At 66.3% G+C, this 12,096-nt stretch carries 9 protein-coding genes and 1 pseudogene; 6 read left to right on the top strand and 4 right to left on the bottom strand.

Annotated features, from left to right (window positions below; all coding sequences use genetic code 11):
• Position 1: 1 nt before the first annotated feature.
• A complete protein-coding gene (locus AC1DHL_RS15370; RefSeq protein ID WP_478162544.1) occupies positions 2-1,282 on the bottom strand; it encodes a LysR family transcriptional regulator in 1,281 nt (426 codons plus the stop codon).
• A gap of 162 nt (positions 1,283-1,444) precedes the next feature.
• On the opposite strand from AC1DHL_RS15370, the gene AC1DHL_RS15375 reads away from it, so the two are divergent.
• From AC1DHL_RS15375 to AC1DHL_RS15395, 5 genes are read left to right on the top strand one after another with little or no spacing between them, the layout of a single operon-like run.
• Complete coding sequence (locus AC1DHL_RS15375) at positions 1,445-2,473, top strand: amidohydrolase family protein (RefSeq protein WP_478162492.1); 1,029 nt, start codon at positions 1,445-1,447, stop codon at positions 2,471-2,473.
• A 2-nt stretch (positions 2,474-2,475) separates the two neighbouring features.
• Entirely contained in the window at positions 2,476-3,171 is a 696-nt protein-coding gene (gene ligK / locus AC1DHL_RS15380; RefSeq protein WP_478099486.1) for a 4-carboxy-4-hydroxy-2-oxoadipate aldolase/oxaloacetate decarboxylase, read from the top strand.
• 14 nt (positions 3,172-3,185) lie between these two features.
• Entirely contained in the window at positions 3,186-4,490 is a 1,305-nt protein-coding gene (locus AC1DHL_RS15385) for a gallate dioxygenase (protein ID WP_478162493.1), read from the top strand.
• A gap of 24 nt (positions 4,491-4,514) precedes the next feature.
• The gene (locus AC1DHL_RS15390) at positions 4,515-5,495 is read left to right on the top strand and encodes a Bug family tripartite tricarboxylate transporter substrate binding protein (protein WP_478099489.1); all 981 of its coding nucleotides are present in this window, start codon (positions 4,515-4,517) and stop codon (positions 5,493-5,495) included.
• A 17-nt stretch (positions 5,496-5,512) separates the two neighbouring features.
• Complete coding sequence (locus tag AC1DHL_RS15395; RefSeq protein WP_478162494.1) at positions 5,513-6,508, top strand: Bug family tripartite tricarboxylate transporter substrate binding protein; 996 nt, start codon at positions 5,513-5,515, stop codon at positions 6,506-6,508.
• Between the two features lie 19 nt (positions 6,509-6,527).
• Here AC1DHL_RS15395 and AC1DHL_RS15400 read toward each other — a convergent pair whose 3' ends face one another.
• Entirely contained in the window at positions 6,528-7,418 is an 891-nt protein-coding gene (locus tag AC1DHL_RS15400) for a DUF1932 domain-containing protein (protein ID WP_478162495.1), read from the bottom strand.
• 112 nt (positions 7,419-7,530) lie between these two features.
• On the opposite strand from AC1DHL_RS15400, the gene AC1DHL_RS15405 reads away from it, so the two are divergent.
• Complete coding sequence (locus tag AC1DHL_RS15405) at positions 7,531-8,220, top strand: substrate-binding domain-containing protein (protein WP_478162496.1); 690 nt, start codon at positions 7,531-7,533, stop codon at positions 8,218-8,220.
• Here the strand turns inward: AC1DHL_RS15405 and AC1DHL_RS15410 are convergent.
• Positions 8,199-9,713, bottom strand: a pseudogene (locus AC1DHL_RS15410) (hybrid sensor histidine kinase/response regulator); the annotation flags it as partial. The gene AC1DHL_RS15405 and the pseudogene AC1DHL_RS15410 overlap by 22 nt on opposite strands.
• A gap of 138 nt (positions 9,714-9,851) precedes the next feature.
• Complete coding sequence (locus AC1DHL_RS15415) at positions 9,852-12,080, bottom strand: hybrid sensor histidine kinase/response regulator (RefSeq protein ID WP_478162497.1); 2,229 nt, start codon at positions 12,078-12,080, stop codon at positions 9,852-9,854.
• Positions 12,081-12,096 lie beyond the last annotated feature (16 nt).

Raw genomic sequence — 12,096 nt, forward strand, 5'->3', positions numbered from 1 at the left:
TTCAGGCGCCGAAGTGAAAGCCAGGCGACGCGACGATCGTGCGGATCTCTTCCATCAACGCCCGCGCGCCTGGCGACGGAAACGCACCCAGGCGCTGCGAGAGGCCGATCTCGCGCCTCGTCCGGTCGAGCGGGAAGTCGAGCACCATGAGACTCCCGTCGCGGATTTCGTAGCGCAGTTGGTGCGCGGAAATCGCGGTCAGCATGTCGCTCTCCAGCAGCAGGCCGCGCAACACGGCGAGATCGCCGGTCTCCACGGCCGGCACCGGTGGCGCCTGCCGAGCCTCCGAGAAGAAGCGCTTCAGCAGTTCGCGCGATGGTGAACCGTGCCGCGACAGCACCCAGGTCGCCTGGCGCAACGCATCGAAATCGATGCGCTTGACGCGCGAGAGCGGATGCCCGGCGCGCGCGATCACCGAGATGCGGTCTTCGAACAATGCCTCCTGTTGCAGATCCTTCGCCTCCGCGGCACTGCGCAGCGCGCCGAGGATGAAATCGATATCGCCGCTGCGCAGCGATGCCGCCAGCGCGTCGTACGGGCTTTCGACCGTCGCCACATGCAGCCTCGGATAGCGCGCGAGCAAGGACGCGATCGCAAGCGGCAGGATCTGCGTGCGGCCCAGCGGCAAAGCGCCGACGATCACGCTGCCTTGCAACGTCCCCTCGCTGGCCGCGATGTCGGGACCGATGTGACGCAATTCCGCCAGCACCCGTTTGAAGTAGAACGCGACGATCTCGCCGGGCGCCGTCGGCGACAGCCCGCGCGCCGAGCGGTCGAACAACGCGACGCCAAGTCCGTCTTCGAGGTCCTTCAGCGCGCTGCTGATGGCCGGTTGCGTGATCCCGAACTCGCGTGCCACCGCGGGCATGTTGCGCTTCTCCGCGAGGCTCGCGACCACGGCGAGGCGTCGCCCGTTCAATATCGACGTGAACAGCGAGCGAACATCGGCAGAGGCCGGAATGCCGCCGCGCGCGACGAGTTGGGCGCGTGCGTCCTCGAATTCGCGTTCGATGCGGCGCGCACGCGCCAGCACCAGTTCGCCGTATGAATTCAGCGCCATCCCGCGCGCGCGGCGATCGAACAGCGGCCTGCCGAGCCCGCCCTCGAGTTCGGAGATGGAGCGCGTGACGCCCGAGGGCACGCGATACAGCCCCTCGGCGGCGCCGGCGATGCTGCCGGCCGCGGCCACGGCGGAGAACGCGCGCAAATGCCTCAAATTGATGGCGAGCGCTCCGTCGTGCGTGCTGTCGATAACTTTGTGTTGCGGAAGGTCGGGATTCACGATCACGAATCTACTCTTCAGGGCGCAGGGCGCGATCCGGCCCATCGCAGTACAGACCCTGTTCGATAAACAAGTCTGATGGCATGACAACGCGAACTCACCCCAGGAATCGGCGCTCGGCGCCATACTCGTTCCAGTCATCACCCGAACACTGAGCTGCCAATGATCATCGACTGCCACGGCCACTACACCACCGCGCCCAAGGCGCTCGAGAACTGGCGCAACCAGCAGATCGCCGGCATCGCCGATCCGGCGCAAAAGCCCCGCGCCTCCGATCTGAAGATCAGCGACGACGAGTTGCGCGAGTCGATCGAAAACAACCAGCTGCGCCTCATGAAGGAGCGCGGCAGCGACCTGACCATCTTCTCGCCGAGGGCAAGCTTCATGGCGCACCACATCGGCGACTTCGAGGTGTCGTCGACCTGGGCGGCCATCTGCAACGAGCTGTGCTTCCGCGTGAGCGAGCTGTTCCCCGATCATTTCATCGGCGCGGCGATGCTGCCGCAGTCGCCCGGCGTGGACCCGAAGACCTGCATCCCCGAACTGGAGAAATGCGTCACGCAGTACGGATTCGTCGGCATCAACCTCAACCCCGATCCTTCGGGCGGGCACTGGACCTCGCCGCCGCTTTCCGATCGCCACTGGTACCCGCTCTACGAGAAGATGGTGGAGCACGACATTCCGGCGATGGTCCACGTGAGCACGAGCTGCAACGCGTGCTTCCACACCACCGGCGCGCACTACCTGAACGCCGACACCACGGCCTTCATGCAGTGCCTGACCTCCGATCTGTTCAAGGACTTCCCGACGCTGCGCTTCGTGATCCCGCACGGCGGCGGCGCGGTGCCCTATCACTGGGGGCGCTTCCGCGGCCTGGCGCAAGAGATGAAGAAGCCGCTGCTGAAGGACCACCTGCTGAACAACATCTTCTTCGACACCTGCGTCTATCACCAGCCGGGCATCGATCTGCTCACGAAGGTGATTCCGGTCGAGAACATTCTTTTCGCCAGCGAAATGATCGGCGCCGTGCGCGGCATCGATCCGGAGACGGGCCACTACTTCGACGACACGCGCCGCTACATCGATGCCGCGCAGACGCTGGACGCCGACACCCGCCACAAGATCTATGAAGGCAACGCACGCCGGGTCTATCCGCGCCTGGACCGTGCACTGAAGAGCAAGGGGCTTTGATCATGACCGACCACTTCCAGGCGCTGGGCATCGTCCGGCGCAACATCCAGCGCGCCAATCCGGCGGCTGTCGAGCAACTGTCGCGCTACGGCGTGTCGACTGTCCATGAAGCCATGGGCCGGCTCGGACTGATGCAGCCGCGCATCCGGCCGATCTATCCGCAGGCGCGTTGCTGCGGCACCGCCCTGACCGTGCTGCTGCAGCCGGGCGACAACTGGATGATGCATGTGGCCGCGGAGCAGATCCAGCCGGGTGACGTCGTGGTAGCGGCCTGCACCGCCGAGAGCACCGACGGCTTCTTCGGCGATCTGCTGGCGACCTCCTTCAAGGCGCGCGGTTGCCGCGGCCTGATCATCGACGGCGGCGTGCGCGACGTGCATGACCTGACGGAGATGAACTTCCCGGTGTTCAGCCGTGCGATCCATGCCAAGGGGTGCATCAAGGCCACGCTCGGCTCGGTCAACGTGCCTGTCGTCTGCGCGGGCGCGCTGGTGAATCCCGGCGACGTGATCGTGGCCGACATCGACGGCGTGGTCGTGGTGCCGGCGCTGATGGCGCAGCAGGTGGCCGATGCCGCGCAAGCGCGCGAAGCCAACGAAACCAGCAAGCGCGCGCGCTTCGCGGCGGGTGAACTCGGCCTGGACATGTACGCGATGCGCGAGCCGCTGGCCAAGGCCGGCCTGCGCTACATCGACTGAGCGAGGGACGAACCATGGCTCGCATCATCGGCGCCGTCGCGTGCTCCCACACGCCCACCATCGGCTTCGCCTTCGACAAGAACAAGCAGCAGGACCCCGTCTGGGCGCCCATCTTCGAGGCTTTCGCGCCGGTCCAGCAATGGCTGGCCGAACAGAAGCCGGACGTGCTGTTCTTCATCTACAACGACCACGTCACCTCCTTCTTCTTCGACCACTACTCGGCCTTTGCCTTGGGCGTGGGCGAGCGGCATGAAGTGGCGGATGAAGGCGGCGGCGCGCGTGATTTGCCCGCACTGGCCGGGCATCCGGCGCTGGCGCGGCACATCGGCAATTCGCTCGTGGCGGACGAGTTCGACATGTCCTTCTTCCAGGACCGCGCGCTGGACCACGGCGTGTTCTCGCCCATGTCGCTGCTGTGTCCTCACCAGCCTTCATGGCCGATCCCCGTGGTGCCCTTGCAGGTCGGCGTGCTGCAGGCGCCGGTTCCTTCGGCCCGGCGTTGCTATCGCCTGGGCCAGGCGTTGCGGCGCGCGATCGAAAGCTATCCGGAAGACCTGAAGGTGGCCATCGTCGCCACCGGCGGTCTCTCGCATCAGGTGCACGGCGAGCGCGCGGGCTTCAACAACACGGCGTGGGACGCGCAGTTCCTCGACCTGATCGAGAACGACCCGGTGCGGCTCACCGAGATGACGCAAGCAGAACTCGCCACCCTGGGCGGGATGGAAGGCGCGGAGGTCATCATGTGGCTGGTGATGCGGGGCGCCATGTCGTCCAACATTCGCAAGACGCACCAGAGCTACTACCTGCCTTCGATGACGGGCATTGCCACCGCGATCTACGAGAACCTGGCGAGCCCGCCGATCGCCGGCGAAGTGGAGCGGCACCGGCGCCACATGCAGATGCAACTGGCGGGCGTCGAGGCACTGCCGGGCACTTATCCGTTCTCGCTCGAAAGCAGCGTGCGCGCCTACCGCCTCAACAAGTTCCTCCAGGGAATGACGCGCCCGGACCATCGCGCGCGCTTCGTGGCGGATCAGGAAGCCGCGTTCGAAGCGGCGGGACTGACAGAACAGGAACGCGACCTCGTGCGCCGTCGCGACTGGCGCGGGCTGATCCACTACGGCGTCATCTTCTTCATGCTCGAAAAGCTCGGCGCAGTGATCGGCGTATCGAACCTGCACATCTACGCCGCCATGCGCGGCCAGTCGCTGGAAGACTTCCAGCAGACGCGCAACGCGCCCGGCGCGCTGTACTCCGTGGCCGGCAAGGAAGCGGCACCGCAAGCCTGGGACAAGGCCGCTGCGGCCGACCAGCGCTGAGCGCTTTAAACCCTGGAATCACTCATGAAGTTCTTTTCTCGCCGCCACCTCCTTGCCCTCGCGGGATCGCTGGCCTTCTGCATCTCGTTCGGCGCCACCGCCGCGGATGCCTTTCCATCGAAGCAACTGAGGATCCTGGTCGGCTACAGCGCGGGCGGCGCGGTGGATGCCATAGCGCGCTCGGTCGGCCAGCGCATGGCGGCGACCCTCGGCCAGCCCGTCATCGTCGAGAACAAGCCGGGCGCGGGCACGAACATCGCGGTGAAGGCGCTCATTGCGAGTCCGCCCGACGGCTACACGCTGCTGTTGGCGGCCAACGCGCTGGCGGTGAACCCATCGCTGTTCCAGCCTGCGCCCTACGACCTTCAGCGCGACGTGACCCCAGTGGCGCTGGTAGGCCGCGTGCCAGTGGTCTTGGCCGTGCGCGAAGGCTCGGACATCAAGACACTGCAGCAACTGGTGGCCACCGCCAAGGCAAAGCCGGGAAGCGTCACCGTCGCAACGCCGGGCAACGGCTCGACACCGCACCTGGCCATCGAACTGTTCCAGCACACCGCCGGACTTTCGCTGCGCCATGTGCCGTACAAGGGTGGCGCGCAGGCGCTGACAGACACGCTCGGCGGGCACGTGGAAGTGGTCGCGGTCAATGCGCTGGAGGTGTTGCCTCTCGCCAAGTCCGGCACCCTGCGCGTGCTGGCAGTGATGAGTCCGGAGCGCTCATCGGTGCTGCCCGGCGTGCCGACCGTCGCCGAGTCGGGCTTCCCGGGTTTCGAGGCCAGCGTCTGGTACGGCTTCGTCGCGCCGGCGGGACTGCCCAAGCCGATCCTGGCCAAGCTCCATGAGACGGTGCAAAAGGCCCTCGAATCGCCGGAGGTGCGCGCCCAACTCGCCGCAGCCGGCGGCGCACCCTTGCCAGGATCGCCTGAAGACTTCGACAAGCTGCTCAAGAGCGACGCCGCTCGTTACGGGAAGCTCATTCGCGAAGCAGGCATCAAGCTGGATTGAACCCGTCGGAGTCGTTCATGAATTTCGGAATCACACGCCGCCAGGCCTGCGTCGCGGCCCTCGGCGGCGCGACGATGCTCGCTTCTCGCGGCGCCATGGCCCAGACCTACCCGACGAAGCCGATCCACATCGTTGTTCCCTTCACGCCGGGCGGTTCGTCGGATCTGCTGGGGCGGGCCATCGGCCAGGAACTCGGCCACGCGTGGAACCAGCCTGTCGTGATCGAGAACCTGCCCGGCGCCGGCGGTTCCATCGGCGCGGAACGGGTCGCGAAGGCGGCGCCCGATGGCTACACGCTTCTGATGGGCCACATCGGAACGCTGGCCATCAACTCGTCGCTGTATCCCAAGCTCGACTACGACCCGGTACGCAGCTTCGCCCCGGTGGCGTGGGTGGCGCGGGTGCCGAACGTCCTCGTGGTCAATGCCTCGGTCCCGGCGAAGAACCTCGGCGAACTGATCGCGCTGGCCAAGGCGCAGCCCGGCAAACTCGCCTTCGGCTCTGGCGGCAACGGCAGCGCTGCGCACATCACGATGGAATACCTCAAGCTGCAGACCGGCACGTCGTTCCTGCACGTGCCCTACCGCGGCACCTCGCCGGCCGTCAGCGATCTGCTTGCAGGCCAATTGCAGGTGCTCTTCACCGGCGCACCCGCCCTGCTGCCGCACATCAAGGCGGGCAAGATTCGCGCGCTTGCAGTCTCCAGCCCGAGCCGGATTGCACTGCTCCCTGAGGTGCCGACCGTGGCTGAAAGCGGCGTCGCCGGCACCAAGGGCTTCGAGGCCGACCAGTGGTATGGCCTCGTGGCACCGGCCGGCACTCCGGCGGAGATCGTCACTGCGCTCAACCGGCAGATCAACCAGTCGCTCGGCACCGCGACGGTGAAGGCGCGGCTGGCCTCGGAAGGCGCGGAACCGACGCCCACCACGCCGGAGGCCTTCGGTCAGTTGATCGCGAGCGAGATGAGCCGATGGGAACGCGTCATCAAGTCGGCGCACATCACCATCGATTGAGCACCGCGACCGAGATCACTCACGAGTCGCTGCGCGAATGCTCGATCAAGCGGTCTGCGTAGGCTTCCCAGGGGCTCTTGCTGTCCAGTCCGTCGAATACGCCGTCGCGCGCCTGTTGCGCCACCCAATCCTGCTTGCTGGCGATGGCGGCGGTCATCAGCGGTTCGAAGCCCGCTTCCTGCACGGTGCGGGCCGCCTCGCGCATTTCTTCCGCGCGCCGCTTGCCGTGCTGAACCACGCGGCTGAAGAAGTAGGCGCCCTGGCGCTCCCAGTCGATCTGCGGGAAGGTCTCCTTCAGCGTGGGCAGCACGTGGGCTTCCACGCCGTAGCGCCGCGCGGCGGTATAGCTTTCGATGACCAGTGCCTCCAGGCCCTTGATCATGATGCTGCGGCTCATCTTGATGGCCGAGGCCACGCCGAGTCGTTCGCTGACGGCGCGAGCATCCATGCCCCAGGTCGCCAGCGTTGCAGCGAGCGTCTCGGCGGCGGGGCCGCCAAGCAGCATAGGCACGCGAATGCCGTAGGGCGGCACCGAGGTCATCACGCCAGCCTCCACGTAGGCCACGCCCCTGGCCTCCAGCGCAGCGGCGGCGAGTTGCTTGGTGCCCGGCGAGGCGGAGTTGAGATCGAGGAAGCGCGTTCCGGTGCGCGCGTGACAGGCGGCCTCCTCAGCCACGGCCAGCGTGTTGGAGGCGGTAACCGCCGAGATCAGCAGATCGGCGTTCGCGCAGAGCGTCGCCATCCCATCCGCAACGCGCATGCCGTCCTTCTCCGCGGCGGTGCGCGCGGCGGGTTCTGCAAACTTCAGATCCCAGGCCCAGATGGCGTCGACGCCGCTCTGGCCCAGCAGGCCGCGACCGAAGATGCCGCCCACTTCGCCGTATCCGATGATGCCCAGTGTCATGCCCATGATGTGTGTGTCCCGATCGGTTGCTCGATGATGAAAGCCATTGTGCGGGGCACTGGACTCTGCTGTCGCGTTGTCGCCAATTTCTCCACCTGAATACTTACCAACAACCACCATGAAAACTCCGATCAAGGGAATCTGCTCGATGGCCACGCGAGGGCTGCTGGAGGAACTCGCTCGCATGTATTCGCAACGCACCGGGGTGCCCGTTGCCTTCGAGGCAGTCGCCGGTGTCGAAGCTGCGCGGCGGGTGTCAGCTGGTGAGTCCTTCGACGTCGTGGCGCTGGCCTCGGACGCCATCGACAAGCTGGACGCCGCAGGCAGGATCGACGCGGCCAACAAGGTCGACCTCGTTCGCTCAGGCGTCGGCGTGGCAGTACGCGCGGGCGCCGCACGGCCGGACATTTCCACCGAAGAGGCACTGCGCCGCGCGGTGCAAGCCGCCGCCACCGTCGGCTACTCGACCGGCCCGAGCGGTGTCGCGCTGATCGCCATGTTCCAGCGCTGGGGCATCGGCGACGAGTTGCAGGGCCGGCTGGTGCAGGCGCCGCCCGGTGTGCCCGTCGGCTCGCTGGTCGCGCGCGGCGAGGCGGCGCTCGGCTTTCAGCAGTTGAGCGAACTCATCGGTGTCGAGGGCATCGCCCTGATCGGTCCCTTGCCGCCGGAAATCCAGATCACGACGATCTTCTCAGCCGCGCCAAGCGTCGGCGCGCCGCAACCGGCCGAGGCACGCGCCCTGCTCGACTTCCTGGTCTCGACCGACAGCGCCGACGCGAAGCGCCGTCACGGCATGGAGCCAGCCTGATCCTCCGATCCTGAATCCGGGTTGGGCGCCAACCGCTGGAGCAAGGAAGACAGCTTGTCGACGTCGACCGGCTTGGTCAGGTGCGCGATGAATCCGGCGTCATAGCTCGCCTCCCGGTCTCGCTCCTGGCCGTAGCCGGTGACTGCGATCAAGGCCGGCTGCTTGAGGACCTCGGTCTTCACGCGCCGAGCCACCTCGATGCCGCTGAGCCCCGGCAGGCCGATGTCGAGGAGGACGACGTCCGGCGCATGGGCCTTGATGGATTCGAGCGCCTCCTCGCCGTCGTGCGCGAGGCTCGCGTCGTAGCCGAACGCCTCGAGCAGCATGTGCATCGTCTCCGCGGCGTCCTGGTTGTCGTCGACCACCAGGATTCGCGACCTGCGCTTTCCGGGCAGGTCTTGCACGTTCGCAATGTGCGGTGCAGCCACGCTCGGGAACTGCACGACAAACTCGGCGCCTTCGCCGGGCTTGCCGGTACTGAAGGCGCTGACAGTCCCGCCCTGCAGCGTCACCAGTTGCTGGACAAGGCTGAGCCCGAGCCCAAGGCCGCCTTTGCTGCGAGCCAGATCCTGTTCTCCCTGCACGAACAAGTCGAAGATCCGCTGCTGGTCCTTCTCGGGGATGCCTGGGCCGTCGTCGCGCACGGCAATCTCGACGGCCATTCCGCGCTGGGAAAGCCGCAGATCGACGTGCCCGTCCGGCGGGGTGAACTTCGCGGCGTTGGCGAGCAGGTTGGAGACGATCTGGACGATGCGGGCGTGATCACCGATCACCCACGGGTCCACGGCTTCCATGTCCACGTTGAAAGCCTGCGACTTCGCTTCGCAAAGCGGCCGCACGGCCTCGACGGCTTGCTCGATGACATTGCGAAGGCGGACCGGCTTCGCCTCCAGGTGGATCTTGCCGCTCGTGATCCGGCTCACGTCCAGCAAGTCGTCAACCAGCCGCGTCAATTGCCTGAGTTGGCGCGAAACGATGTCCCGCGTTTTCTCGACGAGCCTCGACGCCGTCTTTTCCCTCGCGAGAAGCGCCATCGCATTGGAGATGGGCGCCAGAGGATTGCGAAGTTCATGGCCGAGCATCGCCAGGAAATTGGTGACGCGTTTGCCCTCGTCTTCCAGCGTCGTGATCCTGCGCCGCTCGGTCAGGTCTCGCGTGACCTTCGCGAACCCGCTATGCCGCCCCGACGAATCGCGAAGCGCAGTGATGACCACGCTTGCCCAGAACCGGGTGCCGTCCTTGCGGATTCGCCATCCTTCGTCTTCCATGCGGCCGTCACGCAACGCCATCTTGAGTTCCTGCGCGGGCCAGCCCCTGGCGATCACCTCCGCCGGATAGAAGATCGAAAAATGCTTCCCGATGATTTCGGATGCCGCATAGCCCTTCAACAGCCGCGCCCCCTCGTTCCACGTCAGGATGCGTCCGTCCGGATCGAGCATGAAGATCGCGTAGTCCGTGACCGCATTGACGATCAGTCGATAGGCGTCGTCGCTCACCACCGGCAGGTTTGAAGCGTTCTCCGGCGTGAGGTCGTGTTCGAGAGTCTGATTCATAGGACAAGCGGGACGACCCCAACGCTACCGAGTCTTGCGGGCGACCGCAGTCGGACGAAGACGACAGACAAGGCAGGATCATTCACGGCGGAGGTCCTCGCCGCCTGCCGCGGCGGAGGTGGCCGGGTTATCCCTGAGCCCCTGCCACTCATGAATGCAGGCGAGGAGGAGGTCGGGATCCGCCGGCTTGACGAAGTGATGGTCGAACCCGGCTTCCAGGGCGGCGCGCCGATCGTCGTGCTGGCCATAGCCGGTCAGCGCAATCAAGAGCAACCCTTCACCGACGGGCAGCGTTCGCAGACGCCGTGCGACTTCATAGCCGTCGATCAGCGGCAACCCGATATCCACGATCGCCACGGCAGGCTGAAACTCGAGCGCCAGGACCAGGGCCTGCTCGCCGTCGGATGCCACTTGAATCTCGTGCCCGTCCAGTTGAAGGATGGCGGCAACAACTTCGGCCGCGTCCCGGTTGTCGTCCACGACAAGGATGCGCTCCGGACGCCTCCACGACGCCGGGTGCGCTGCCGATTCGACGGCAATGACTTCGACAACCGGCGCCGGCGCGGCCGGAAGTCGCACGGTGAAGATGGAGCCCTTGTCGCGCCCCTCGCTGAAGACATCGATGTCGCCGCCGTGCATGAGGGCCAGCCGGCGCGCGAGCGTCAGCCCCACCCCGAGGCCGCCCTGCGAGCGATCCAATCCACGTTTACCCTGCGCAAAAAGCTCGAAGATCCGCGGCAGCAACTCGGCATCGATGCCCATGCCCTGATCGCGCACCGACACGACAGCGACGTTCCTCTCGACCCCGCATTGGAGCGCGATGGATGTTTCGTCGGGGCTGTATTTCGAAGCGTTGTGCAGGAGGTTGGCGATGATCTGCGTCAACCGCGCGAAGTCGCCGTGCACCCACACCGCATCGGACGGAAGCTCGACGGTGACCTTCTGGCGATGGCTGTCGCACAGGCCATGGACCGTCTCCAGGCTCTGGGCAACGACCTGCCGAAGGTCGATGCGCTCACGCTGCAGCGCGAACTTGCCCTGGCTGATGCGGCTCACGTCGAGCAGTTCCTCGATCAGCCGCGTCAGCTGGCGCAGTTGACGGGTCGCAATGTCGAGCGCCCAGCTCACTTTCGGACTGGGGGCCGCAGTGCGCCGCACCACCTCGACTGCCATGTGAATGGGCGCGAGCGGATTGCGCAGCTCATGGGACATCATCGCGAGGAATTCGTCCTTGCGCTGATTGGAGGCCTGAAGAGCCTCCTGGGCAGCCATGCGCTCGACCGCCTCGTGTTGCAGTACGCGGAACAGGCGCGCGTTCTCGAAGGCGCTGGCCGCGCGTGCGGACGTTTCCTCCAGCAGCGCGGCAAGCACGGCGGGTTCCCAGGCGCCGTCGGAATCCGGCGCGAGAACCATCACCGCGCCAAGCACCCGGTCGCCGAAGCAGATGGGCATCGCGACCGCGAATCCTGGGGCGCGCCAAGGCAACTTCGAATCCAGCCCGAAGGCGCCAGGTCCGAGTTCGCGCACGGCGTGGTCACGAACGACCTTGCCCGTGCGCGATTCGAGCACTTCGCTCAGCAGTTCGCGCACCAGTGGATCCAGCACCGACTCTCGACCCCGTTCCACGTGCAGACGGTTGCCGGCAGTGGCTGCGACGACGACTTCCCGGGGGCCGAGATCCGGGTCGACCAGTTGCACCAAGCCCACGGTGCCGAGTTCCGCCGCCAGCAGTTCCGCGCATTGGCGCGCGGCAGCATCGACTTGTAACGAGCCGTTGAGCACGCGGCTCGCCTTGGCCAGGAAGGCGGACCGCCTGTCGTTCTCCTCCGCGACCCGGCGCGCGGCTTCGGCCGCGAGCACCGCGGCCCGGCTGTCCGCCTGCCGGCGGATCTGCCGGTTCATGAGATAGAGCGAGACGAAGACGCCGACCTTGCTTCGCAGCATCTCGGGGACCACGGGCGAGAGGATGTAGTCGACCGCGCCAAGCGAATAGCCGCGCAATGTCTGCAACTCGTCCGCGTACGAGGTCACGAAGATGATCGGCGTGTGCATCGAACGCGGATGCCTGCGGATCAGGGCCGCCGTCTCGAAGCCGTCGATGTCCGGCATGTTCACGTCGAGCAGGATGACGGCGAACTCGCGCTTCAGGACCTCCCGCAGGGCGGCGGCACCGGATTGCACCTGCACCAGCTCTTGCCCCAGGTCTTCGAGGACCGTGCGGAACACCAGCAGCTTCTCGGGGAGATCGTCGACGATGAGGATTGCGGCCCTCTCGTCGCCAGGCTCCGGGAAACGTTCGTCGAGCATCGCGGCCTCGCGCTTC

Source organism: Variovorax sp. 10L426, assembly GCF_056395305.1.